Source organism: Amycolatopsis sp. NPDC005003, assembly GCF_053600695.1.
The window spans coordinates 82,983-106,488 of the sequence record NZ_JBSGAI010000032.1 but is presented as its reverse complement, the minus strand read 5'-3'; the positions used below and the strand labels follow the sequence as shown (position 1 = coordinate 106,488).

Below are 23,506 nucleotides of genomic sequence, written 5' to 3'. Positions count from 1 at the left end.
CACCCGTGAGCAGCACCGACCTTCCCCAGGACCAGAACGCCGAGGACGTGACCGACGTCCCGGTCGGCGTGCGTGAGCGGCACGGCGCCCTCGCCGAGGAACTGCGCAACCACCAGTTCCGCTACTACGTCCTGGACTCCCCGATCATTTCCGACGGGCAGTTCGACGAGTTGCTGGGCGAACTGCAGCAGCTCGAGGACGAGTACCCCGGGCTGGTCACGCCCGATTCGCCGACCCAGCGGGTCGGGGGCACGTTCTCGACCGAGTTCACCGCATACGACCACCTCGAGCGCATGCTCAGCCTGGACAACGTGTTCGACCAAGAGGAGTTCCTGGCCTGGGTGGAGCGCGTCGAGAAGGAGGTCGGGCAGACCGAGTTCCTGGCCGAGCTGAAGATCGACGGCCTGGCGATCAACCTCCTGTACGAAAACGGCCGCCTCACCCGGGCGCTCACCCGCGGCGACGGACGGACCGGCGAGGACGTCACGCTCAACGTCCGCACGCTCGACCAGGTCCCGGAGACGCTGACCGGCGCCGACCAGTTCCCGGTGCCCGCCCTGGTCGAGGTGCGCGGCGAGGTCTACTTCCGCGTCGAGGACTTTCTCGAGCTGAACGCGAAGATGGTCGAAGCCGGAAAGCCGCCGTACGCGAACCCGCGCAACACCGCGGCCGGCTCGCTGCGCCAGAAGGATCCCAAGATCACGCGCGAGCGGCGGCTCCGGCTGATCTGCCACGGGCTCGGCAAGCGCGACGGCTTCGAGCCCCAGCGCCAGTCGGAGGCGTACGACGCGCTGGCGGCGTGGGGGCTTCCGGTGTCACCGCACAGCAAGGTCCTGACGTCGGCCGACCAGCTCACCGCGCACATCACCTACTGGGGTGAACACCGGCACGACGCCGAACACGAGATCGACGGCGTGGTCATCAAGGTCGACAGGGTGGCGATGCAACGGCGGCTCGGCACGACGTCGCGCGCGCCGCGGTGGGCGATCGCGTACAAGTACCCGCCCGAAGAAGCCATCACGACGCTGCTGGACATCCAGGTCAACGTCGGGCGCACCGGGCGGGTGACGCCGTTCGCCGTCACCGAGCCGGTCAAGGTCGCCGGGTCGACCGTCGCGCGGGCCACCCTGCACAACCAGGAGGAAGTCAAGCGCAAGGGTGTGCTGATCGGCGACCGGATCGTCATCCGGAAGGCCGGTGAGGTCATCCCCGAGGTGCTCGGGCCGGTGGTGGACGCGCGGACCGGTGACGAGCGCGAGTTCGTCATGCCCACCCACTGCCCGGCTTGCGGTACCGAACTCGCCTACCAGAAGGAAGGTGACAAGGACATCCGCTGCCCGAACAGCCGTTTCTGCCCGGCGCAGCTGCGGGAACGCTTGTTCAGCCTGGCCGGCCGCGGTGCCTTCGACATCGAGGTCCTCGGGTACGAGGCGGCGGCCGCGCTGCTCGACGCGCGGGTGATCGCCGACGAGGGCGACGTCTTCGACCTCGACGAGGACAGCCTTGCCGAGGTCGAACTTTTCCGCACCAAGGCCGGCGAGCTGTCGGCGAACGCGCGGAAGCTGCTCGCCAACCTGGAGGTGGCGAAGGACCGGCCGTTGTGGAAGGTGCTGGTCGCTTTGTCGATCCGGCACGTCGGGCCGACCGCGGCGCAGGCGCTGGCGCGCGAGTTCGGCTCGATCGAGCGCATCGAGCAGGCGACCGAGGAAGAGCTCGCGGACGTCGACGGCGTCGGCCCGACCATCGCCCGCGCGACTCAGGAGTGGTTCGAGGTCGGCTGGCACCGGGAGATCGTCGAAAAGTGGCGACGCGCCGGGGTGCGGATGGAGGAGGAGCGCGACGACTCGATCCCGCGGAACCTCGAGGGGCTGTCGATCGTGGTGACGGGCTCGCTCGACGGCTTCTCGCGCGACGAGGCCAAGGAGGTCATCATGGCCCGCGGTGGCAAGGCCGCCGGATCGGTCTCGAAGAAGACCGCGTTCGTCGTCGTCGGGGATTCGCCTGGTTCGAAATACGACAAGGCGGTCCAGCTCAAGGTGCCGGTGCTCGACGAAGGCGGCTTCCGCGTCCTGCTGGAGCAGGGCCCCGACGCGGCGCGGGAGGTGGCGCTGCCGGCCGGCGACGAGACCGCCGAAGGAGAGACTGGGGAGACGGATGGGTGATGTCGAGATCCGCCCGCCGCGGGCCGAGGAGTACGCCGCGGCAGGCGAGGTCACGGTGCAGGCGTACCAGGCCGATGGGCACCTGGCCGACGGCGTCGGCTACGACGCGACGCTCCGCGACGTCGCGCGGCGGGTCGAGGCTGCCGAGGTCCTCGTGGCCGTGGACGGCTCCGGGGAGGTGGTCGGCACCGTGACGGTCGTGCACCCGGGGTCCGAGTACGCCGAGATCTCGCGCCCGGGCGAGCTGGAGTTCCGGATGCTGGCGGTGGCGCCGTCGGCGCGCGGCCGGGGTGTCGGCGAAGCCTTGATCAGGGCGGTGTTCGACCGCGCACGCGCGCTGGGACTCCGGAAGGTGGTGCTGAGCAGTCTCGACCGGATGCACAGCGCGCACCGGCTCTACGAGCGTCTCGGGTTCACGCGTCTGGCCGAGCGGGATTGGCGGCCGTTCCCACACGTCACGCTCGTCGCTTATCAGATCGAGGTCTGACCAGGGCATTGCCGAAAAGGGACGAGCCCGCGCGGGCTCGTCCCTTTTCGGCAACGTGACGGGCTTCTCGCTAGCCGTCGAGGACGACCGCGACGATGCCGGCGAGGTGGGTGAGCCGGGCGACCTCGGCGGCGCGGAAGTTCGGACCGCCTGGGCGGGCGACGAGCAGTGCCTTGCCCGGCTTTCCGAGCGGGGTCGCGGCGAGCTCGGTGCCGAGCTCCTTCCACGTCTCCGGGATCCAGGCGTCTTCGCTGTCGAGGACCGTCGCGCGTTCGAGCGGCAGCCACGGCAGGTCGGTGATCGGCGTCTCCGGGGCCGCGCTCGACGAGGCCAGCCGGACCGCGCCGGTTTCCGAATGTTCGACGATCATCGCCCAGCCGGCGCGCACGATGCGGGGAACGCCCTCGGCGAGAATGTCGAGGCCGGACTTCGGCTGAGCGGCGATCTCTTCGACGAGCTCGAGCTCGCGGTGCGTGTCCAGGACGCCCGCATAGGGACGGACCGCGTCCACTTCGACGCCCTCGACGCTCTCCGCCGCTGTGATCAGCGCGTCGGGCAGCCGACCCGAAGGGAGCTCGACCACCAGGTCGTCGACGGCGGTCCCGTTGCCGCGTTCGACGACGTCCACGCTGAGGATGTCGGCGCCTACCGTGCCGAGCGCCGTGGCGACCGCGCCGAGGGTCCCCGGGCTGTCCGGAAGGAGGACCCGGATCAGGAACGACACCACGCGCCCCTCTCACCTCTGGCGTCCCAGCCTTGCCGTGGGACGCTCGATGCCGGTCGCCGATTGTGACAGACCCATCCGGCTCGCGGGACCTTCTGTCCGCCGGGCGGGATGTAAGCGTCGCCGGACGGCAGCCGGCCTGCGCCGGGCGTAACCCAGTCGAGTCCGCCCACGCCGCCACCATAGACTTGCAGCTTCCGAGACAACCCGCACAGCACAACCCGGGAGTCACCCGCGTGCCCAACATTTCCCGAGACGAGGTCGCGCACCTCGCGAAGCTGGCCAGGCTGGCCGTGACCGACGACGAAATCGACGTCTTCGCCGGCCAGCTCGACCAGATCCTGGACTCGGTGGCCAAGGTGAGCGAGGTCGCCGCCGACGACGTGCCGCCCACGTCGCACGCCGTGCCGCTGACGAACGTCTTCCGACAGGACGTGGTCGTCCCCGGGCTCACGCAGCAGCAGGCGCTGGCCGGTGCGCCGGCCGCCGAAGAGGGCCGGTTCCGGGTGCCGCGGATTCTGGGGGAAGAGCAGTGACCGAGCTCATCAAGCTGACCGCCGCGGAGCTGGCGGACAAGATCCACTCGCGCGAGGTGTCCGCGGTCGAGGTCACGCAGGCCCACCTGGACCGGATCGCCGAGGTCGACGACCACATCCACGCGTTCCTGCACGTCGACACGGAGGGTGCGCTGGCCGCGGCCAAGGCGGTCGACGAAGGGCTCGCGGACGGCAAGGCGCCCGCGTCCCCGCTGGCGGGCGTGCCGCTCGCGCTCAAGGACGTGCTGACCACCGAGGGCGTGCCGACGACCTGTGGTTCGAAAACGCTCGAAGGCTGGCTGCCGCCGTACGACGCGACCGTGACGCGCAAGCTGCGCGAGGCCGGTGTCGTCATCCTCGGCAAGACGAACATGGACGAGTTCGCCATGGGGTCGTCGACCGAGAACTCGGCCTACGGCCCGACGCACAACCCGTGGGACCACGCCCGCATCCCGGGCGGGTCGGGCGGTGGCTCTTCGGCGTCGATCGCGGCGTTCGAGGCCGCCATCGCCATCGGCACCGACACCGGTGGGTCGATCCGGCAGCCGGGAGCCGTGACCGGGACCGTCGGGGTCAAGCCGACTTACGGCGGGGTGTCGCGGTACGGCCTTGTCGCTTTTTCGTCCTCGCTCGACCAGGCCGGGCCCTGCGCGCGGACGGTGCTCGACGCCGCCCTGCTGCACGAGGTCATCGCCGGGTACGACCCGCGGGACTCGACGTCGATCGACGCGCCGGTGCCGCCGGTCGTCGCCGCTGCGCGCCAGGGCGCGACCGGTGACCTGAAGGGCGTCAAGGTCGGCGTCGTGAAGGAGTTCGGCGGCGACGGTTACCAGGCCGGCGTGCTGCGGTCGTTCCAGGCCGCGGTCGAGCAGCTGCGGGCGCTCGGCGCCGACGTCGTCGAGGTGTCTTGTCCGAACTTCGCCTACGCGCTGCCCGCGTACTACCTGATCGCGCCGAGCGAGTGCTCGTCGAACCTCGCGCGGTTCGACGCCATGCGCTACGGCCTGCGCGTCGCCGACGACGGCTCGCACAGTGCCGAAGAGGTCATGTCGCTGACCCGGGAGAAGGGGTTCGGCGCCGAGGTCAAACGGCGGATCATGCTGGGCACCTACGCGTTGTCGTCCGGCTACTACGACGCCTACTACGGCTCGGCGCAGAAGGTGCGCACGCTGATCACGCGTGACTTCGACGCCGCCTTCCAGCAGGTCGATGTCCTCGTTTCGCCCACGACGCCGACCACGGCGTTCAAGATCGGTGAGCGCGTCGACGACCCGATGGCGATGTACCTCGCCGACCTGTGCACCATCCCGTCGAACCTCGCCGGCAATGCCGCCATGAGCGTGCCGAGCGGGCTCTCCGACGAGGACGGCCTGCCGGTCGGGCTGCAGATCATGGCCCCGGCGCTCGCCGACGACCGGCTGTACCGGGTCGGCGCCGCCTACGAGGCCGCCCGCGACGCCGCCGCCGGTGGGGCTCTCATCCACAAGGTCCCGGAGCTGGGAGGAACGAAGTGACTGCCGTGGCCGAGTTGATGGACTACGCCGACGTCGTCGAGCGGTTCGACCCGGTGCTCGGGCTCGAGGTGCACGTCGAGCTGAACACGAACACGAAGATGTTCTGCGGCTGCCCGAACGAGTTCGGCGGCGAGCCGAACACCAAGGTCTGCCCGACCTGCCTGGGGCTGCCCGGGGCGCTGCCTGCGGTCAACGCCAAGGCCGTCGAGGGGGCCATCCGGATCGGTCTCGCGCTGAACTGCGAGATCGCCGAGTGGTGCCGGTTCGCGCGGAAGAACTACTTCTACCCGGACATGCCGAAGAACTTCCAGACGTCGCAGTACGACGAGCCGATCGCCTTCAACGGCTACCTCGACGTCACGCTCGACGACGGCGAGGTCGTGCGCGTGGAGATCGAGCGCGCGCACATGGAGGAGGACACCGGCAAGTCGCTGCACGTCGGTGGCGCCACCGGGCGGATCCACGGCGCCGAGCACTCGCTGCTCGACTACAACCGGGCCGGCGTGCCGTTGATCGAAATCGTGACAAAGCCGATCACCGGCACCGGCGAGCGGGCCCCCGAGGTCGCGCGGGCGTACGTGAGCGCGCTGCGTGACCTGCTCCGCGCGCTCGACGTGTCCGACGTCCGGATGGACCAGGGCTCGCTGCGGTGCGACGCGAACGTCTCGCTGATGGCGAAGGACGCGACCGAGTTCGGGACTCGCACCGAGACGAAGAACGTCAACTCGCTGCGCAGCGTCGAGCGCGCCGTCCGCTACGAGATGACGCGGCAGGCGGCGATCCTCGCCGAGGGCGGTTCGATCAAGCAGGAGACGCGGCACTTCCAGGAGGCCGACGGCACCACGTCGTCGGGCCGGACGAAGGAGACCGCCGAGGACTACCGGTACTTCCCGGAGCCCGACCTGGTCCCGATCGCGCCCTCGCGCGAATGGGTCGAGGAGCTGCGCGGGACGCTGCCGGAAATGCCTTCGGAGCGGCGGAAGCGGATCCAGCAGGAATGGTCGCTTTCCGACGAAGCCCTGCGTGACCTGCTGAACGTCGGCGCCGTCGACCTCGTCGCGGCCACCGTCGAGGCCGGTGCGTCGCCGGACGAAGCCCGTGGGTGGTGGGTGAACACCCTCGCCCAGGAGGCCAACGCCCGCGAGGTCGAGCTGGCCGAGCTGGCGATCACTCCGGCCCAGGTGGCCGAGGTGATCGGGCTGGTCACGTCCGGCGAACTGACGAACAAGCTGGCGAAGGAAGTCGTCCAGGGCGTGCTCGCCGGCGAGGGCGAGCCGCGGGAGGTCGTCGAGAAGCGAGGGCTGAAGGTCGTCTCGGACGACTCGGCGCTGCTCGCCGCGATCGACGAGGCCCTGTCGGCGCAGCCGGATGTCGCGGAGAAGATCCGCGGCGGGAAGGTCGCCGCGGCGGGTGCCATCGTCGGCGCGGTCATGAAGGCGACCAAGGGACAAGCCGACGCCAAGCGGGTTCGTGAACTGATCATCGAGCGCGTCGGTTCCTGACGTTGCCGGGGTTCGTCAAAGGCGTCACCTGGCGCGAGTGGCTCGGCTTGGCGGCCGGGCTGCTCGCGCTGGGCTCGACGTTCCTCCCGTGGACCACCCTGACCGCCACCAGACCGGACATCGAGGACATCCTCGCGCAGCTGCCCCACGGTGACGTCGTCCGCGACGCGTGGCACTCGAGCTTCTTCGCCTGGTGCCCGCCGCTGCCGTTGCTGCTGGCAGGGCTGGTCGTGGTCGTTTTCGGGCGGATCCGGACCCTGCGCATCAGCGGCCTGCCGCAGCTGTGGCTGGTGGTCGCCGCGGCGTCGCTGCTGCTGATGGTGCTGGGCTGGTTCACCCTGGACTGGGAGTTCGACGCCGACCAGCGCGGCATCTTCGAGGCCGCCGGGGTCGCCATCGGGCCTGGCCTGGGCCGGTTCCTCGGGTTGCTCGCGGCGCTCGTGTCCGGTGTTGCCGCTTTCCTGGACATGCGGGCGATGCGGGCCGAGAGCAGGCAGCCGCGCAAGACCCGCAGCAAGAGCGGCTGACCTTCGCGGCGCCCGCGAAGGTCAGGTCGGTAAGAGCCTTGCCGCTGGAGAGTTTCCGACCGGCTGTGCGAGTCGTCCGACCGGTGGATCGCGGTCGTTGACAACGTTGACATCACGGCCGCCCGTTGCATGAGAAAGCGCTTTCTGGAACGGTCGGAGAAGGCGCAGCCAAGGCCGCGGAGATCGCCGTCCCGTGGGTGGACAGGCGGCGCGGATCGGCGCTGCTGGGGCGCCGGAACCGTGGAGGGAGACCCGGGTTGGCTCAGGGAAAGCGCTTACGGGTGGCCGTCGTCGGTACCGGGGCCATCGCGGAAAGCCACCGGGCAGCCTTCGAAGCTCACCGCGAGGACGTCGACATCGTGGCCGCCGTCGACGTCGACCAGGCGCGGGTCGCCGCCTTCTGCGCCGGGACCGCGCACGCCAAGCCCTACCACGACCTGGGCACCCTGCTCGCCGAGCAGGAACCGGACCTCGTCTCGATCTGTACGCCGCCGAGCCTGCACGTCGAGCAGACCAAGAAGGCGCTCGCGAGCGGCGCCTGGGTCTGGTGCGAGAAGCCGCCGTGCCGGTCGCTCGCCGAGTACGACGAGATGACCGTCGCCGAGCGGGACGGTGGTCCGTACGCGGCGTTTGTCTACCAGCAGCGGTCCGGATCGGCCGCCGCGCACTTCCGGGAGCTGCTCACGGGCGGGGAGCTGGGCCGTCCGCTCGTCGCGCACTGCCAGACCACCTGGTACCGCGACGACGCCTACTACGCGGTGCCGTGGCGGGGGCGGTGGGAGACCGAGGGCGGCGGGCCGGCCATGGGCCACGGCATCCACCAGATGGATCTGCTGCTCCACCTGCTCGGCGACTGGGCGGAGGTGCGCGCGATGACCGCTCGGCTGGTGCACGACGTCGAGACCGAAGACGTCTCCACCGCCTTGGTCCGGTTCGAGTCGGGGGCACTGGCGACCGTCGTCAACAGCGTCCTCTCGCCCGACGAGGTGAGCCGGATCCGGATCGACTGCGAGCGCGGCACCGCCGAGCTCAGCCACCTCTACGGGTACGGCGTCAAAGACTGGCGCTACACGCCGGCGCCGCACGTCGACGAGGCCGCCGTCGAACGGTGGCACACCCCGGCCGCCGACGTCGACAGCTCGCACGCCGCCGCCTTCGCGCCCATCCTCGCCGCCTACCGGGCCGGGCGGCGGCCGCCGTGCAGCGGGGATGACGGGCGGCAGGTGCTGGAGTTCATCGCCGCGCTCTACAAGTCCGCCTCCACCGGGCTCGGGGTGTGCCGCGGGGAGATCGGGCCGGGTGATCCCTTCTACCGCTCGATGGCGGGCGACCAGGCCGGAGGCCGCGGATGAGTGCGACGATCACGGTGACCCACCGGCACGGCGAGCACGTGTCCGTCGAGGCGGGCGGCGTCCAGCTGATGTCCTACGTGTACAAGCCCGACCCGGTGGCCTTCGAGTCGCGCAAGCCCTACGCCCACCCGCTGCGGACCCTCGGCGGCCGGCACGTCACCGGCTACCGGCCGGCCGACCACCGGTGGCACAAGGGCCTGCAGATGACGTCGAGCCACCTGTCCGGGCAGAACTTCTGGGGCGGCCACACCTACGTCCCCGGTGACTGGTACCACGAGCTGCCGGACCGCATCGGCTCCATGCGGCACGACGGATTCGCCGGCTTCACCGTCGAACGCGATCGGCTGAGCTTCACCGAGGACCTCACCTGGGTCGCCAACGGCGGGGACGAGTGGGCGCGGGAGCGGCGCGACATCGTCGTCCACTCGGTCGAGCCGGACCACGGGTCCTGGGCGCTCGACTGGGGGATCGAGCTGACGAACATCCGTGACGCCGCGCTCGTGTTCGGCAGCCCGACCACCGCCGGCCGTGAGCTGGCCGGGTACACCGGCCTGCACTGGCGGGGGCCCCGGGACTTCGGCGGTGGCCGGGTCCTCGGGCCCGGCGACCTCGAGGGCGAGGCGATGATGGGCACGCAGGCGCCGTGGCTCGCGTTCGTCGGCGAGCACGACGCTGTCGACGCGCATTCGACACTGGTCTTCGCGCACGCGCCCGAGAACGACAAGGCGATCCACGAGTCGCACTGGTTCGTCCGGGCCGGGGACCAGCCCATGGTCGCCTTCTCGTGGGCGTTTTTCGACGAATTCGAGCTGCCGCCGGGCGAAAGCTTCGCCTACCGGTACCGGATCGTCGTCGCCGATGGGGCTTGGGACCGCGACCAGGTGACCCGCTACCTCGACGGGCACGGCTGGGCATGACCGATTTTCCGCTACCGGGTGGCATCGGCGTCTCGCACCTGCGTGCCTACGACTGGGCGGCCGAGGACGGTGTCTGCGGCGGCAGTCCGCACGTCCACCTCGCCTGCACCGAGGCCTACGTCGTCACCGGGGGCCGGGGTGCCGTCCAGACCCTGAGCGTCGACGGCTACGCGGAGACGCCGCTGGAGCCCGGCGTGATCGCGTGGTTCGCGCCCGGCACCGTGCATCGGATGGTGCAGGACGACGGCTTGCGCGTCACGGTCCTCATGCAGAACAGCGGGCTGCCGGAGGCCGGGGACGCCGTCTTCACCTTCCCTCCGGACGTGCTCGCCGACGCGGCCGCCTATGCCGAGGCGGCGGCCTTACCGAAAACCGACCACGCCGCTCGGCAGCGCCGTGACCTGGCTGTTCAGGGGTACCTGCCGCTGCGGGAGGCCCTGCGGGACAGCGACCCCGAACCGCTGCGCGGTTTTCACCGGGCGGCCGTCGCGCTCGTCGCGCCGAAGGTCGGAGAGTGGGTACCGCGCTGGCAGGCCGGGGCGCTGCGGGCCGCCGAACTGACCGGGGCGCACCTCGAGGCGCTCGCCGACGGCGACGGGAGCCACCTCGACCGGTCCGGCGTGCGGGTCGCGACGCCGTCGAACCCGGACGGCTACGGCATGTGCGGACGCCGGACCGAATACGACATCCCGCTCGACCAGGAAGGCTTGCAGTGATGAACCAGTCCAGCATCGGAGTGCTGCTCAACGGGGTGACGGGCCGGATGGGGTACCGGCAGCACCTGCTCCGGTCGGTCCTGGCGATCCGCGAACAGGGTGGCGTCGCCCTGCCGGACGGCAGCCGCGTCCAGCTCGAGCCGATCCTCGCCGGACGCAACGCCGCGAAGCTCAAGGACCTCGCCGACCGGCACGGCCTGACCGCGTGGACCACCGACGCCGGCTCCGCGCTGCAGGACGTCGACGTCTACTTCGACGCGCAGCTGACGTCGGCGCGCGAACCGTCGGTGCGGGCGGCGATCGCCGCGGGCAAGCACGTGTACGCCGAGAAGCCCCTTGCCGAAAAACTGACATCGGCGCTGGAGCTGGCCGGGCTCGCGCGCGACGCCGGGATCTGCCACGGCGTCGTGCACGACAAGCTGTTCCTGCCCGGGCTGCTGAAGCTGCGCCGGCTGGTCGACGGCGGGTTCTTCGGGCGGATCCTGTCGGTGCGCGGCGAGTTCGGCTACTGGGTGTTCGAAGGCGACTGGCAGGAGGCGCAGCGCCCGAGCTGGAACTACCGCGCCGAGGACGGCGGCGGGATCGTGCTCGACATGTTCTGCCACTGGAACTACGTGCTCGAGAACCTCTTCGGCCGCGTTTCGGCGGTGACGGCGAAGGCGGTGACGCACATCCCGCGCCGCTGGGACGAGCAGGGCGAGGCGTATGCGGCAACGGCGGACGACGCCGCGTACGGCATCTTCGAACTGGAGTCGGGGGTCATCGCACAGATCAACTCGTCGTGGTCGACCCGGGTCTTCCGGGACGAGCTGGTCGAGTTCCAGGTCGACGGCACCGAGGGCAGCGCGGTCGCCGGGCTGCGGCGTTGCCGCGTCCAGCACCGCTCGGCGACGCCCAAGCCGGTCTGGAACCCGGACCTGCCGGCCACCGAGCCGTTCCGCGACCAGTGGCAGGAAGTGCCGGACAACGCCGAGTTCGACAACGGCTTCAAGGCGCAGTGGGAGGAGTTCGTGCGGGACGTGGTCGCCGGGCGGCAACACCGCTACGACTTCTTCTCCGCCGCCCGGGGACTGCAAGTGGCGGAAGCCGGGCTGACGTCGTCGGCCGAGGGACGGCGGGTGGAGCTGAAGCCGCTGAGCTGACCGGGCCAGGCCGCGGCGGGTTCCGGATGGCCGCCGCGGCAGCCGCGCGGTCGGAAACCGGCCGGACGGCGCTGCTGGGACGACCTGGTCCACGCCGTGGTCGATAATCGGCGATCGGCGGAAACCCGCAGGTCAGTCCTTGCCGTTGCCGCCGCCGGAGGTGGCCGGGGTGATCAGCACGACGCGGTCGTCGCTGGAGACCGGGGCGCCGCCGTCCTTGTTGACCGTGCCCGCCACCGCCAGCTGCGGGTTGATCATGCTCATGCCGGCCAGCCGCCCGTACGTCACCGGCGGCTTGCCGGCGACCCCGTCGAGGCTGACCGTCGGCTTGCCGCTGATCGCGCCGTCCGGGCTCACCGGCAGGTTCTGCAGGTTGCCGGCCAGTGACGTGCCGACCGAGAGGGAGCCGTTCGCGTCGACGAAGTCGGCGCAGCCCGCGACGCCCGGTTTGTCCGGCCACGTCCAGGCCGGCGCCGTCAGCGGCTGGCCGGCCTGGATCCGGTAGAGGGCGTCCTTGTCGGCGAGGCGGTCGGTGACCCAGACGCGACCGCCGTCGGCCGACGCGCACACCCCGCCCGGGGCGTGCAGGCCGGCCGCCACCACGAGGGCGCCGTTCGGGTTGCCCGCCGCGGCCTTGCCGGAGGTGTCGATCCGCAGCAGCTTCCCGGCGAGGGAGCTCGGGTTGGCCGCGGCCCCCGGATCGCCCGCGTCGCCGGTCGCCACGAGCAGGGCGCCCCGGTTGTCGGTGCCGATCGTGCCGCGGTTGCCGGACGCGCCCTTCGGGATGCCGGTGAGCACCGGCTTCGGCGTCTGGCCCTTGGCGAACCGCACGACGCGGTTGTCGGTCGCGGTCGTGACGTAGGCGAACACCAGCTGGTCCTCGACGTACGAGGGCGAGAGCGCGAGCCCGGTCAGGCCGCCGTCGCCGACCGCCTGGACGTCGAGCTTCGCGAAGTCCGTCGCGTCCTTGCCGGCCGTCGCCAGCAGGACGCGGCCGCTCTTGCGCTCGCCGGCCAGCGCGCTCGGCGTGGAGCCGTCACCCGGCAGGCCGGCCACCGCGGCGACGGTGTCCAGGCACGTCGCGATCACCGACGAGTCGAAGTCCGTGCAGCCCTGCGGCGGCGGCACCGGCGCGGCCGACTGGCCGGGCCGGGCCTGCTTGGGGTCGCTCCCGGAGTCCGCGCCGGGGCCCTGGACCTCGGGGGGAGACTCGGGGCTCGGCACGGGGGCGGGGCTGAACGTCTGGCCCGCCGCGGTGTCGTCGAACCGCGCACACCCGGCGGGCAGCAGGACGCCGCAGGCCAAGATCGCCAGCAGGGCCGGGCGGTAGCGGGTGCGCATGATCCCCCAGCCTAGGGGCCGGTGCGTGAACCATGGGTGAGTACTCCTCGATTACGTTGGAGATCATGACGCTGACCGTGCTGGTGCCCGACGACGAGGGCATGACCGTGCTCGCCGAGGTTCCGCGGGTCCTGCCCGTGCGCTACCAGTGGGGCGAGCCGGTGCCGCCCGAGGCCGCGAAGGCCCAGGTGCTCATCCCCGGCAAGCACCCGCCAGGGGAGGAGCTGTGGCGCACGCTGCCCAACCTGAAGCTGATTCAGCTGCTGTCCGCCGGTGCCGAGGACTGGGTCGGCAAGGTGCCCGACGGCGTCCTGCTCTCCACCTGCCGCGGCGCGCACGGCGGGAGCACGGCCGAGTGGGTCGTCGCCGCGCTGCTGTCGATGTACCGGAAGCTGGACGTCTTCGCCGTGGCGCAGCGCGAAGGCCGGTGGGACCGGCAGACGGCGGACACGCTGCAGGGCAAACGCGTGCTCGTCGTCGGCGCCGGCGACCTCGGGCAGCACCTGCGGCGACGGCTCGAGCCGTTCGACGCGCGCTGCACGATGGTCGGGATGACCGCGCGCGAGGGCGTGCACGGCGTGCGCGAGCTGCCCGGGCTCCTGGAACTGCACGACGTCGTGGTGCTGATGGTGCCGCTGACGTCCCGGACGCGCGGGATGGCCGACGCGGAGTTCCTGGCCCGGATGCGCGACGGCGCGGTGCTGGTCAACGTTGCGCGCGGCGCCGTCGTGGACACGGATGCCTTGGTCGCCGAACTGACCACGGGCCGGCTGCGGGCCGCCCTCGACGTCACCGACCCCGAGCCGCCGCCCGCCGGGCACCCGCTGTGGACGGTGCCAGGGCTGCTGCTGACACCGCACGTCGGCGGGGCCGTGCGCGGGGTGCGGGGCCGTTCCTACGCCGTCGCCGCGGCCGAGATCGGCCGGTACGCCGGCGGCGAGCTGCCGGACAACCTCGTGCACGGCGAATACTGAGCTCGCCAGGCCCGCGGGATTCCCCTAACCTGCGCGGGTGAGCAGTGGAGACGACTTTTCGCAGCAGCCCACCAGCCTCCTGTCGGGCGTCGAGGACGATCGGTCGGACGACACCCCGCGCCAGGGCGGGCTGGGCCTCGGCCTGCTGATCCTGCGGGTGGCGCTCGGGGCGACCATGGGCGCGCACGGGCTGCAGCACCTGTTCGGCCTCTTCGGCGGCCCGGGCATCGGCGGGTTCGCGCGGGTGCTGGAGACCTACGGCTACCACAAGCAGACGACGCTGCTGTCGTGGATCACGGGCATCACCGAGGTGGGTGGCGGGGTGCTGGTGATCGTCGGGCTGTTCACGCCGCTGGCCGCGGCCGGGCTGCTCGGGGTGGCGGCCAATGCCGTGTACGCGAAGTTCCACGGCGGGTTCTTCGAGGGACAGGGCCAGGGGTTCGAGTTCGAGCTGCTGCTGGGGGCGGCGGCGTTGAGCCTGCTGTTCACCGGGGCCGGGCCGATTTCGCTGGAGCGGAACACGCCTTGGCGGAAGCGGCCGCTGCCGCTGGGGCTGGTTTCGTTGCTGCTGGCGGCGGCCGCGGCGGTCGTGGTCATTGTCTTGACACGGTAGGGCTGGGGACAACTCGGCGGCTCGGGCCGGGGCTGTGGACAACTGCGGTGCGCGGGTCCGGAATTGTCGGTGGCCGCGAGTAACGTTGAAATCGGGGGTCCCCCAAGCGGCCAGGGCTGTTGTGGCATGGAAAAAGCCGCCCCGGCGAGCCGGGACGGCCTTCTCGAACTTCGAGCTGTCTACTTGTTCACGTCGCGGACCGCGCCCGTGTCCGCCGAGGTCGCCATCCGGGCGTAGGCGCGCAACGCCGCCGTCACCGGGCGCTGGCGGTCCTTCGGCTGCCAGGGCCGCTCCGACGCCTCCATCTTCGCGCGCCGCTCGGCCAGGACGTCCGGGGAGACCAGCAGCTCCAGGCGGCGCTCGTGGATGTCCAGCAGGATGCGGTCGCCGTTCTCCACCAGGCCGATCAGGCCGCCCGCCGCCGCCTCCGGGGAAATGTGGCCCACCGAAATGCCCGACGAGCCGCCCGAGAAGCGGCCGTCCGTGATCAGGGCGCACTTCTTGCCCAGGCCCGAGCCCTTCAGGAACGCCGTCGGGTGCAGCATCTCCTGCATGCCCGGGCCGCCCGCCGGGCCCTCGTAGCGGATCACCAGGACCTCGCCCGGCTGGATCTCCTTCTTCAGGATCGCCGACACCGCCTCCTCCTGGCTCTCCAGGACCCGCGCCGGGCCCTCGAAGTGCCACAGGTCCTCGTCGATGCCCGCGGCCTTGATCACCGCGCCGTTCTCCGCCAGGTTTCCGCGGAGGATCGCCAGGCCGCCGTCCTTCGTGTACGCGTGCTCGACGTCGCGGATGCAGCCCCCGGAAGCGTCGGTGTCCAGGGAAGACCAGCGGTTCGAGGTCGAGAACGCCTCCGTCGTGCGCACTCCGCCCGGCGCCGCGTGGAAGAGCTCCAAAGCCGTTTCGGAGGGAGAAGCGGCGCGGATGTCCCAGGTGGAAAGCCACGAGTCGAGATCGGGGGAGTGCACCGACCACACGTCGGTGTTCAGCAGGCCGCCGCGGTACAGCTCGCCGAGGATTGCCGGGATGCCGCCCGCGCGGTGGACGTCCTCCATGTGGTAGTCCGAGTTCGGCGCCACCTTCGACAGGCACGGCACGCGGCGGCCGATCGCGTCGATGTCGGCGATCGTGAAGTCGACCTCGCCCTCCTGGGCGGCCGCGAGGATGTGCAGCACCGTGTTCGTCGAGCCGCCCATGGCCATGTCGAGGGCCATCGCGTTCTCGAACGCCGCCTTCGACGCGATCGAGCGCGGCAGGACCGAGGCGTCGTCGTTTTCGTACCAACGGCGGCAGAGCTCGACCACCGTGCGGCCGGCCTCCTCGAACAGCGCGCGGCGGGCCGCGTGGGTCGCCAGCGTCGAGCCGTTGCCGGGAAGCGACAAACCGAGGGCTTCGGTGAGGCAGTTCATCGAGTTCGCGGTGAACATGCCGGAGCACGAGCCACAGGTCGGGCAGGCCGAACGCTCGACGATCGCCAGCCCGTCCTCGTCGACCTCGCTGCTCGCCGACGCCGCGATCGCGGTGATCAGGTCGGTCGGGGCCTGCGCGACGCCGCCGACGACGACTGCCTTGCCGGCCTCCATCGGGCCGCCCGAGACGAAGACCACGGGGATGTTCAGCCGCATCGCCGCGTTGAGCATGCCCGGGGTGATCTTGTCGCAGTTGGAGATGCACACCAGCGCGTCGGCCTGGTGCGCGTTGACCATGTACTCCACCGAGTCGGCGATGATCTCGCGCGAGGGCAGCGAGTAGAGCATGCCGGAGTGGCCCATGGCGATGCCGTCGTCGACGGCGATCGTGTGGAACTCGCGCGCGACGCCGCCGGCTTCCTTGACCGCGTCCGCGACGATCTCGCCGAGGTCCTTCAGGTGCACGTGGCCGGGCACGAACTGGGTGTAGGAGTTGGCGATCGCGACGATCGGCTTGCCGAAGTCGCTGTCGGTCATGCCCGTGGCGCGCCAGAGCGAGCGCGCGCCCGCCGCGTTGCGGCCGTGGGTGGTGGTCCGGGAACGGAGAGGCGGCACGGGAACTCCCAGGTCAAAGGGTGGCCAGCGAAACTGGTAGGACCAATTTACGCCGCCGGGCAGACCGGGGCCGCCGCGGGGTTACTCGCTCGGTGACGTCCCGGGCTTGATGTCCTCGGCCTCCAGCTGCCCGCTCGGGTCCGCGACCAGGCCCTCGCTGACCAGCGACAGCACCGGCAGGTGCCGGGTCCGGACGGTCGGCAGCGGCACCTTCGTGTCGTCCCGCAGCACCGCCTGCACGCGCGACTTCTTCGTGATCGCGAGCCCCTTCAACGCCGACCACGGGATGTCCCGGTGGCCGAACACCGTGCGGACTTCCAGCCCCGAGCGCGTCGCGATCGTCCGGTGGCGGACCACGAACACCGCCAGCGCGATCGGGAAGACGTAGAGCCACTGCAGGTACGGGATCTCCCCGAGCGCGATCGGCGTCACGCAGATCGTCAGGAGGGCGATCGCCATGAAGGACGTGCGGGGGACGCGGAAGACGGCCTTCCGGCCCTCGTCCTGCTGTTTTTCGGCCACCCCGAAATGGTGCACCGCGCCGCTGACCGGCCCCGACCCGGGTCTCGCCGGTGTGACCCACGTCCACGATGCGGACAGGCCATCCCGCAGAGTTGACACCCGCGGGGCGTTCGGTCTAGCGTCGTCGCCGTGACACCGCTGACCGGCCTCGTACTTCCCAAGCGCGTCGACGCTTAGGGAAGACTTTCCGCTGCGTCGACGCGCGAACCCTCGTGCGACCTTACGGTCGGCGAGGGTTTTTTGTTGCCCTAGGGAAGCGATTCCCCGCCCCACCGCACCAATAGAGCTCAAAAAAGACCCGAACGAGTGACACCGAGACCCACGAGGCAGATCCGATGACCAGTGCGACGTCGCGCAGCGACGCGAAGCCCGGGCCGACGCCCGGAACGCCCGGAGCACGTCCGAAGCCGGCCCCACCGGCGGGAACGCCGGTGCGCGTCACCGGCGCCCAGTCCCTCGTGCGCTCGCTCGAGGCCGTCGGCGCCGAGGTGGTCTTCGGGATTCCGGGCGGCACCATCCTGCCCGCCTACGACCCGCTGCTCGACTCGACGAAGGTCCGCCACATCCTGGTCCGCCACGAACAGGGCGCCGGCCACGCGGCCACCGGGTACGCGCAGGCCACCGGCAAGGTCGGCGTCTGCATGGCCACCTCCGGCCCGGGCGCGACGAACCTGGTCACCCCGCTCGCCGACGCGAACATGGACTCGGTCCCGGTCGTGGCCATCACCGGCCAGCAGTCCCGCGCGCTGATCGGCACCGACGCGTTCCAGGAAGCCGACATCTGCGGCATCACCATGCCGATCACCAAGCACAACTTCCTCGTCACGGATCCCGCGGACATCCCGCGGACCATCGCCGAGGCGTTCCACCTGGCCGCGACGGGCCGACCCGGCCCCGTCCTGGTGGACATCCCCAAGGACGTGCTGCAGGAGATGACCTCGTTCTCCTGGCCCACCGAGCTGCGGCTGCCGGGCTACCGCCCCACGCTGCGCCCGCACGGCAAGCAGGTCCGCGAAGCCGCGAAGCTGATCGCGAAGTCGCGGCGCCCGGTGCTCTACGTCGGCGGCGGCGTGATCAAGGCGGAGGCGCACGCGCAGCTGAAGCAGCTCGCCGAGCTGACGAACATCCCCGTCGTCACCACGCTGATGGCGCGCGGCGCGTTCCCCGACTCGCACCCGCAGCACCTCGGCATGCCGGGCATGCACGGCTCGGTCGCCGCCGTCGCCGCCATGCAGCGCGCCGACCTGCTGATCGCGCTCGGCGCCCGGTTCGACGACCGGGTCACCGGCCAGCTGTCCTCCTTCGCGCCGGACGCCGCGATCGTGCACGCCGACATCGACCCGGCCGAGATCTCCAAGAACCGCAAGGCCGACGTCCCGATCGTGGGCGACTGCAAGGAGATCATCGACGAGCTGATCACCGCCGTCACGACGGAGTTCGACCACAGCGGCCGGCCGGACCTGACCGACTGGTGGACCCAGGCCGACGACTGGCGCAAGACCTACCCGGCCGGCTACGAGTGGCCCGACGACGGTTCGCTGTCGCCGCAGTACGTCATCGAGCGCATCGGCGAGCTCGTCGGCCCGGACGCCGTCTACGCCGCCGGCGTCGGCCAGCACCAGATGTGGGCCGCGCAGTTCGTCAAGTACGAGAACCCGCGCACCTGGATCAACTCCGGCGGCCTCGGCACCATGGGCTTCGCGGTGCCCGCCGCGATGGGCGCGCAGTTCGGCGTCCCGGACACCCCGGTGTGGGCGATCGACGGCGACGGCTGCTTCCAGATGACCAACCAGGAGCTGGCCACCTGCGCCATCGAGGGCGCGCCGATCAAGGTCGCCGTCATCAACAACGGCAACCTGGGCATGGTCCGGCAGTGGCAGAACCTCTTCTACTCGGAGCGGTACTCCAACACCGACCTGGGCACGCACAAGCACCGCATCCCGGACTTCGTGCTGCTGGCCGAGGCGCTGGGCTGCGCCGGCCTGCGGTGCGAGACGAAGGAAGACGTCGACGCCACCATCCGCCGCGCGATGGAAATCAACGACCGCCCCGTCGTGATCGACTTCGTCGTGGGGAAGGATGCCCAGGTGTGGCCGATGGTCGCCGCGGGCACCGGCAACGACGAGATCATGGCGGTCCGGGGCATCCGGCCGCTGTTCGACGACGACGAGGTTTCGGTCGAAACGACCGAGGCCGCCGCGGAAGCCGCCGGAGAGGGTGAGCGCTGACGATGAGCGTCCACACGCTGAGTGTCCTGGTCGAGAACAAGCCCGGTGTGCTCGCGCGCGTGTCGGGGCTGTTCTCCCGCCGCGGGTTCAACATCGAGTCCCTCGCCGTCGGGCCCACGGAAAACCCCGAGGTGTCCCGCATGACGATCGTGGTCGCCGTGGAAGAGCTACCGCTCGAACAGGTGACGAAGCAGCTCAACAAGCTGGTCAACGTGATCAAGATCGTCGAGCTGGAGCAGTCGACCGCCGTGCAGCGCGAACTGCTGCTGGTGAAGGTGCGCGCCGACAACACCGTGCGCAGCCAGGTCCTCGAAACCGTCCAGCTCTTCCGTGCGAAGGTGGTGGACGTGTCCCCGGAGGCGCTCACCGTCGAGGCGACCGGGACGTCGGACAAGATCAGCGCCCTGCTGCGGATGCTGGAGCCCTATGGCATCCGCGAGCTGGTCCAGTCCGGCATGGTCGCGGTGGGACGCGGCGCCCGCTCGATCACCGCGACCTCACCGCGGTAACGAAGTCTTTGTAAGTCAGGAAAGGAAGCAGTAACCCCCATGGCAGTGGAAATCTTCTACGACGACGACGCCGACCTCTCGATCATCCAGGGGCGCAAGGTCGCTGTCATCGGCTACGGCAGCCAGGGCCACGCCCACTCGCTGAGCCTGCGCGACTCCGGCGTCGACGTCCGCATCGGCCTGCCCGAGGGGTCCAAGTCGCGGGCGAAGGCCGAGGAGCAGGGCCTGCGCGTGCTCACCCCGGCCGAGGCGTCGGCCGAGGCCGACCTGATCATGATCCTGGCGCCGGACACCAAGCAGCGCTTCATCTACGAGCAGGACATCGCCCCGAACCTCAAGGACGGCGACGCCCTCTTCTTCGGGCACGGCTTCAACATCCGCTACGACCTGATCAAGCCGCCGTCGAACGTCGACGTCGCGATGGTCGCCCCGAAGGGCCCGGGCCACCTGGTCCGCCGCCAGTTCGTCGACGGCAAGGGCGTCCCGGCGCTCATCGCCGTGGAGCAGGACGCCACCGGCAACGCGCAGGCGCTCGCGCTCTCCTACGCGGCCGCCATCGGTGGCGCCCGCGCCGGTGTCATCAAGACGACGTTCACCGAGGAGACCGAGACCGACCTCTTCGGCGAGCAGGCCGTGCTCTGCGGTGGCGCGTCCGCGCTGGTGCAGACCGGTTTCGAGGTGCTCACCGAGGCCGGCTACGCCCCGGAGATCGCCTACTTCGAGGTGCTGCACGAGCTGAAGCTGATCGTCGACCTGATGTACGAGGGCGGCATCGCGCGCCAGCGCTACTCGATCTCCGACACCGCCGAGTACGGCGACCTGACCCGCGGCCCGCGCGTCATCTCGCCGGCGGTCAAGGAGGAGATGAAGAAGATCCTCGGCGAGATCCAGGACGGCACGTTCGCCCGCGAATGGGTCGCCGAGGACGAGGCCGGCCGGCCGAACTTCACCAAGCTCGAGGAGCAGGGCAACCAGCACCCGATCGAGGAGACCGGCAAGAAGCTCCGCGGCCTGATGTCGTGGGTGGACCGGCCGATCACCGAAACCGCCTGATCTCTCCCGGCCATACGCCGAAGGGGACGCCCGGTGCCGGGCGTCCCCTTCGGTGCGTTCGGTGGTCGTTTCGCTACGCTGGAGACATGAGTGAGCAGCCGGTCGACGACAAGGCGCACATCCGGCACCACCTCGACTTCACGAAGGCCGAGTGGATCCGGGCCGAGCCCGAAGGCGTCACCCTCGACGACTGTGTCGAATACGCGTTCATCGAGCACACCGACGGCGTCACGTACACGGCGATGCGGCAGTCGGCGAAGCCGGACGGCGTCATCCTCGTCTTCACGCCGGGGGAGTGGGACGCCTTCGTGAAGGGCGTCCGCGACGGCGAGTTCGACCTGCCCGAGGACCTCGCCGAGGCCTAGAGCTTCGCCGCCAGCTCCGGGATCGTGCCGAGGTCGCCGGCGATGCCGAGGTGGTCGCCGTAGTCACGGGATTCGACGACCAGGCCGTCCCGGATCCGCATGGCGAAGATGTTGGCGATCCGCACCGGCCGCCCGGCGTACTCGCCCTGGTAGGCGAACTCGGCGATCAGCACCTCCGGATCGGTACCTTCGTAGGTGACGATGTCGGCGACCTCGAAGTCGACGCCCATGGCCGCGGCCTGTCCGAAGTGCGTCCGCAGTTCCTCGCGCGTCCGCACCACGGCCGAGCCCGGCTGGAACGGGTGCGTCACGTGCGTCGGTTCGGCGTAGAGGTCCGCCAGCTCCGGGCCGCGCTTGTCGCACACGCCGTAGACGAGCTGTTCGAACACCCCGCGGCGGCTCGCCGGGTCGCTCGAAGTCCGTGGTCGAATCGGCGACAACTCGCGCGGCGGCGCCTGCTCATAGGCCTTGACCAGGTGGTCGACGCCGTCGCGGACGACCGCGAGCCGCAGGTAGTCGTGGTAGTCGCGAGAGTGGGCGATCAGGCCGTCGCGGACGCGCAGGACCTGGATGTTGGCCGTCTCGATCGTCCGCCCGGTCTCCACCGATTCGGCGTCGTAGTCGTATTCGGCGACGATCACCTCGGGGTCCGTCGTCTCGTGGACGACGACGTTCTTGCGCTTGAGCCGCAGCGCCCCGGCGAGGACGCCGGTGAACCGCTCGTGGACCGCGTCGCGGCCGACCAGGCGCGTCGGCCGCGGGACCGCCTGGGGGTGTTCGACGACGGTGTCTTCGGCATAGAGCGCGGAGAGCTCGCTGAAGCGTCCCTCGCTGATCCCGTCGGACAACGCGGCGAAGACGTCGCGGGGTGAATTCATGGGGTCCTCCCAGTGGGCAAAACGGAGTCTGTAGTCCGCCTCCGAAGATACGGACTACAGACTCCGGTTGTCTACCGGAGCAGGTCCCGCGCGACCGGCTGCCCGCACACCTCCGCCCACGTCTCCGGGGTGCTGTCGAAGATCGCGTCCCGGGCGCCGAGGTCCGCGCCGGTTTCGACCAGGGCTCGGATGACGTCGAGGTGGCCGGACTGCGCGGCCAGGTGCAGGGCGGTGACGCCTTCGCCGTGGTTCGGGCCGCCGAACGTGCCGCGGAAGTTCACGTCGGCGCCGAGGTCGAGCAGGGTCTGGACGGCGGCGAGCTTGCCCGACGCGGCCGCCCAGGCCAGCGCCGTGCCGCGGTAGACGTCGGCGTTCACGTCGGCGCCGCGCGCGACCAGGGTGCGCAGGGCTTCGGTGCGGTCGTTGCGGGCCGCCCAGGCGAGGGCTTCGTCGACGGCTTCCGCGGGGTCGTCCGCCGGCTGCCAGCGCGGGAAACCGCTGTGGGGGCGGTAAAAGCCGCGATGGGCACCGGCCGCCGGGTGGCCCGGTTCGAGAAGTTCGCCGAGGAGACCGACGTCGCCGAGCCCGGCGGCGACTCGCAGGTTGCCCGGTGCCCGGCTGTGGCCGGCCAGCTTCTCCGCGGCTTCGCGGTGCCCCCAGAACAGGGCGACGACCAGGGGAGTGCCGCCGTCGCCGCGGGCCGGGACGTCGACCGGCGCGCCGTGCTGCAGGAGCAGGTCGAGCAGGAGCGGCAGGTTGCTGTAGGCGGCCTGGTGCAGGGGCGTCCAGCCGTGGACGTTGCCGCGGGCCGGGTCGGCGCCGCGCTCGAGGAGGAGCCGGCTGAGCCGCTCGTCGTGCGTCGCGCCGGCCATGCCGAGCAGGTCGTTGCCGTTGGTGCCGCGGGCGGCGACGAGCCCGGGGAACTCGTCGAGCAGTTCCCCGAGCGCGGCCGGGTCCCGGGCTTCGATCGCCCGGTACGCGCGGGCGAACGGCTCCCCGCTGTCCACAAGGGACTTGACGTGGGCGCGAAGTGCTTTCCACGAAACGAAACCGTGCTCGCGGGCGACGACCGCACGAGCGCCGTCCCGAGTGAGCGGCTGGTTCCACCGCTCGAACGGTTCTTTCGCACAGGGCGTCTCGTCCTCGGCCGAGGCGAGCAGGCCGAGCGCGCGCTCGGCGTAGTACCCGACGTCCTGGTGGTACGGGTGCTGCAGGGATTCGCCGTGCTCGGTGACGCGCCGGACGTACGCCTGCAGCTTCGGCCAGCTCGGGAAGCCGTGGTCCCGCGCGATGCGGAACTGCGCTTCGGCGAGTTTGACGCCTTCGGCGCGCGCGAGGTCCTTCGCGCGCTTGCGCAGCTGGTCCAGGCTGGGTTTCGCGGGCAACGTGCCCATGGTGCCTCCTTCCCTCGTCGCCCGTG

At 70.9% G+C, this 23,506-nt stretch carries 22 protein-coding genes; 16 read left to right on the top strand and 6 right to left on the bottom strand.

Translation table 11 applies throughout. From position 1 onward, the window contains the following. Window positions 1–5 precede the first annotated feature (5 nt). Both ligA and ACWED2_RS31975 read left to right on the top strand, forming a co-directional pair. Window positions 6–2,162 carry an NAD-dependent DNA ligase LigA gene (ligA, locus tag ACWED2_RS31980; protein WP_449694219.1) on the top strand — a complete coding sequence of 719 codons (2,157 nt, stop codon included), beginning with the start codon at window positions 6–8 and terminating at the stop codon, window positions 2,160–2,162. Then, window positions 2,155–2,649 carry a GNAT family N-acetyltransferase gene (locus tag ACWED2_RS31975; protein WP_449694218.1) on the top strand — a complete coding sequence of 165 codons (495 nt, stop codon included), beginning with the start codon at window positions 2,155–2,157 and terminating at the stop codon, window positions 2,647–2,649. Before ligA ends, ACWED2_RS31975 begins: the two co-directional genes overlap by 8 nt. A gap of 70 nt (window positions 2,650–2,719) precedes the next feature. Here the strand turns inward: ACWED2_RS31975 and ACWED2_RS31970 are convergent, their stop codons facing one another. Further along, a complete protein-coding gene (locus ACWED2_RS31970) occupies window positions 2,720–3,373 on the bottom strand; it encodes an amino acid-binding protein (protein WP_449694217.1) in 654 nt (217 codons plus the stop codon). A gap of 236 nt (window positions 3,374–3,609) precedes the next feature. Here ACWED2_RS31970 and gatC point away from each other — a divergent pair, with 236 nt between their 5' ends. The 8 genes from gatC (at window position 3,610) to ACWED2_RS31930 (ending at window position 11,579) form a co-directional block, all read left to right on the top strand. Next, complete coding sequence (gene gatC, locus ACWED2_RS31965; protein WP_449694216.1) at window positions 3,610–3,909, top strand: Asp-tRNA(Asn)/Glu-tRNA(Gln) amidotransferase subunit GatC; 300 nt, start codon at window positions 3,610–3,612, stop codon at window positions 3,907–3,909. Then, window positions 3,906–5,423, top strand: coding sequence for an Asp-tRNA(Asn)/Glu-tRNA(Gln) amidotransferase subunit GatA (gatA, locus tag ACWED2_RS31960; RefSeq protein WP_449694215.1), 1,518 nt, complete (start codon window positions 3,906–3,908; stop codon window positions 5,421–5,423). Before gatC ends, gatA begins: the two co-directional genes overlap by 4 nt. Next, a complete protein-coding gene (gatB, locus tag ACWED2_RS31955) occupies window positions 5,420–6,925 on the top strand; it encodes an Asp-tRNA(Asn)/Glu-tRNA(Gln) amidotransferase subunit GatB (RefSeq protein WP_449694214.1) in 1,506 nt (501 codons plus the stop codon). The genes gatA and gatB overlap by 4 nt, the downstream gene beginning before the upstream one ends. Next, window positions 6,922–7,452 (top strand): hypothetical protein, encoded by a 531-nt coding sequence (locus ACWED2_RS31950; protein WP_449694250.1) that lies wholly within the window; start codon window positions 6,922–6,924, stop codon window positions 7,450–7,452. Before gatB ends, ACWED2_RS31950 begins: the two co-directional genes overlap by 4 nt. A 281-nt stretch (window positions 7,453–7,733) precedes the next feature. Beyond that, window positions 7,734–8,804, top strand: coding sequence for a Gfo/Idh/MocA family protein (locus ACWED2_RS31945; RefSeq protein WP_449694213.1), 1,071 nt, complete (start codon window positions 7,734–7,736; stop codon window positions 8,802–8,804). Then, entirely contained in the window at window positions 8,801–9,721 is a 921-nt protein-coding gene (locus ACWED2_RS31940; RefSeq protein ID WP_449694212.1) for a DUF6807 domain-containing protein, read from the top strand. Before ACWED2_RS31945 ends, ACWED2_RS31940 begins: the two co-directional genes overlap by 4 nt. Beyond that, the gene (locus tag ACWED2_RS31935; protein ID WP_449694211.1) at window positions 9,718–10,437 is read left to right on the top strand and encodes a cupin domain-containing protein; all 720 of its coding nucleotides are present in this window, start codon (window positions 9,718–9,720) and stop codon (window positions 10,435–10,437) included. The genes ACWED2_RS31940 and ACWED2_RS31935 overlap by 4 nt, the downstream gene beginning before the upstream one ends. Further along, entirely contained in the window at window positions 10,437–11,579 is a 1,143-nt protein-coding gene (locus ACWED2_RS31930) for a Gfo/Idh/MocA family protein (RefSeq protein WP_449694210.1), read from the top strand. The genes ACWED2_RS31935 and ACWED2_RS31930 overlap by 1 nt, the downstream gene beginning before the upstream one ends. 132 nt (window positions 11,580–11,711) lie before the next feature. Here ACWED2_RS31930 and ACWED2_RS31925 read toward each other — a convergent pair whose 3' ends face one another. Beyond that, window positions 11,712–12,920, bottom strand: a complete 1,209-nt coding sequence (locus ACWED2_RS31925; RefSeq protein WP_449694209.1) for a PQQ-dependent sugar dehydrogenase — start codon at window positions 12,918–12,920, stop codon at window positions 11,712–11,714. Window positions 12,921–12,985: 65 nt separating this feature from the next. Between ACWED2_RS31925 and ACWED2_RS31920 the strand changes: the two genes are divergently transcribed. Both ACWED2_RS31920 and ACWED2_RS31915 read left to right on the top strand, forming a co-directional pair. After that, window positions 12,986–13,894 carry a 2-hydroxyacid dehydrogenase gene (locus tag ACWED2_RS31920; RefSeq protein ID WP_449694208.1) on the top strand — a complete coding sequence of 303 codons (909 nt, stop codon included), beginning with the start codon at window positions 12,986–12,988 and terminating at the stop codon, window positions 13,892–13,894. 37 nt (window positions 13,895–13,931) lie between these two features. Then, on the top strand, window positions 13,932–14,507 hold the full coding sequence (locus tag ACWED2_RS31915) for a DoxX family membrane protein (RefSeq protein WP_449694207.1): 576 nt from the start codon (window positions 13,932–13,934) through the stop codon (window positions 14,505–14,507). A 179-nt stretch (window positions 14,508–14,686) separates the two neighbouring features. Here ACWED2_RS31915 and ilvD read toward each other — a convergent pair whose 3' ends face one another. After that, window positions 14,687–16,531: a dihydroxy-acid dehydratase gene (gene ilvD / locus ACWED2_RS31910; protein WP_449694206.1), complete on the bottom strand. Its 1,845-nt coding sequence runs from the start codon at window positions 16,529–16,531 to the stop codon at window positions 14,687–14,689. Window positions 16,532–16,612: 81 nt separating this feature from the next. After that, window positions 16,613–17,053, bottom strand: coding sequence for a PH domain-containing protein (locus ACWED2_RS31905; RefSeq protein ID WP_449694205.1), 441 nt, complete (start codon window positions 17,051–17,053; stop codon window positions 16,613–16,615). 335 nt (window positions 17,054–17,388) lie between these two features. Here ACWED2_RS31905 and ACWED2_RS31900 point away from each other — a divergent pair, with 335 nt between their 5' ends. The 4 genes from ACWED2_RS31900 to ACWED2_RS31885 all read left to right on the top strand — a co-directional run bounded on the left by ACWED2_RS31900 (window position 17,389) and on the right by ACWED2_RS31885 (window position 21,208). Further along, window positions 17,389–19,281 carry an acetolactate synthase large subunit gene (locus tag ACWED2_RS31900; protein ID WP_449694204.1) on the top strand — a complete coding sequence of 631 codons (1,893 nt, stop codon included), beginning with the start codon at window positions 17,389–17,391 and terminating at the stop codon, window positions 19,279–19,281. Between the two features lie 2 nt (window positions 19,282–19,283). After that, window positions 19,284–19,790 (top strand): acetolactate synthase small subunit, encoded by a 507-nt coding sequence (ilvN, locus tag ACWED2_RS31895; protein ID WP_348947761.1) that lies wholly within the window; start codon window positions 19,284–19,286, stop codon window positions 19,788–19,790. 39 nt (window positions 19,791–19,829) lie between these two features. Next, on the top strand, window positions 19,830–20,843 hold the full coding sequence (ilvC, locus tag ACWED2_RS31890) for a ketol-acid reductoisomerase (protein WP_176172396.1): 1,014 nt from the start codon (window positions 19,830–19,832) through the stop codon (window positions 20,841–20,843). An 86-nt stretch (window positions 20,844–20,929) separates the two neighbouring features. Then, entirely contained in the window at window positions 20,930–21,208 is a 279-nt protein-coding gene (locus ACWED2_RS31885) for a DUF397 domain-containing protein (RefSeq protein WP_257925890.1), read from the top strand. Here the strand turns inward: ACWED2_RS31885 and ACWED2_RS31880 are convergent. Then, a complete protein-coding gene (locus tag ACWED2_RS31880; RefSeq protein WP_449694203.1) occupies window positions 21,205–22,086 on the bottom strand; it encodes a nuclear transport factor 2 family protein in 882 nt (293 codons plus the stop codon). The genes ACWED2_RS31885 and ACWED2_RS31880 overlap by 4 nt on opposite strands. 71 nt (window positions 22,087–22,157) lie before the next feature. Continuing rightward, entirely contained in the window at window positions 22,158–23,480 is a 1,323-nt protein-coding gene (locus ACWED2_RS31875; RefSeq protein WP_449694202.1) for an ankyrin repeat domain-containing protein, read from the bottom strand. Window positions 23,481–23,506 lie beyond the last annotated feature (26 nt).

Excerpts from the sequence above, each read along its gene's own strand:
- ACWED2_RS31975 (WP_449694218.1), top strand. The coding sequence starts at position 2,155 with ATGGGTGATGTCGAGATCCGCCCGCCGCGGGCCGAGGAGTACGCCGCG.
- ACWED2_RS31940 (WP_449694212.1), top strand. The coding sequence starts at position 8,801 with ATGAGTGCGACGATCACGGTGACCCACCGGCACGGCGAGCACGTGTCC.
- ACWED2_RS31935 (WP_449694211.1), top strand. The coding sequence starts at position 9,718 with ATGACCGATTTTCCGCTACCGGGTGGCATCGGCGTCTCGCACCTGCGT.
- ACWED2_RS31930 (WP_449694210.1), top strand. The coding sequence starts at position 10,437 with ATGAACCAGTCCAGCATCGGAGTGCTGCTCAACGGGGTGACGGGCCGG.
- ACWED2_RS31925 (WP_449694209.1), bottom strand. The coding sequence starts at position 12,920 with ATGCGCACCCGCTACCGCCCGGCCCTGCTGGCGATCTTGGCCTGCGGC.
- ACWED2_RS31920 (WP_449694208.1), top strand. The coding sequence starts at position 12,986 with ATGACGCTGACCGTGCTGGTGCCCGACGACGAGGGCATGACCGTGCTC.
- ACWED2_RS31900 (WP_449694204.1), top strand. The coding sequence starts at position 17,389 with ATGACCAGTGCGACGTCGCGCAGCGACGCGAAGCCCGGGCCGACGCCC.
- ilvN (WP_348947761.1), top strand. The coding sequence starts at position 19,284 with ATGAGCGTCCACACGCTGAGTGTCCTGGTCGAGAACAAGCCCGGTGTG.
- ilvC (WP_176172396.1), top strand. The coding sequence starts at position 19,830 with ATGGCAGTGGAAATCTTCTACGACGACGACGCCGACCTCTCGATCATC.
- ACWED2_RS31885 (WP_257925890.1), top strand. The coding sequence starts at position 20,930 with ATGAGTGAGCAGCCGGTCGACGACAAGGCGCACATCCGGCACCACCTC.
- ACWED2_RS31880 (WP_449694203.1), bottom strand. The coding sequence starts at position 22,086 with ATGAATTCACCCCGCGACGTCTTCGCCGCGTTGTCCGACGGGATCAGC.
- ACWED2_RS31875 (WP_449694202.1), bottom strand. The coding sequence starts at position 23,480 with ATGGGCACGTTGCCCGCGAAACCCAGCCTGGACCAGCTGCGCAAGCGC.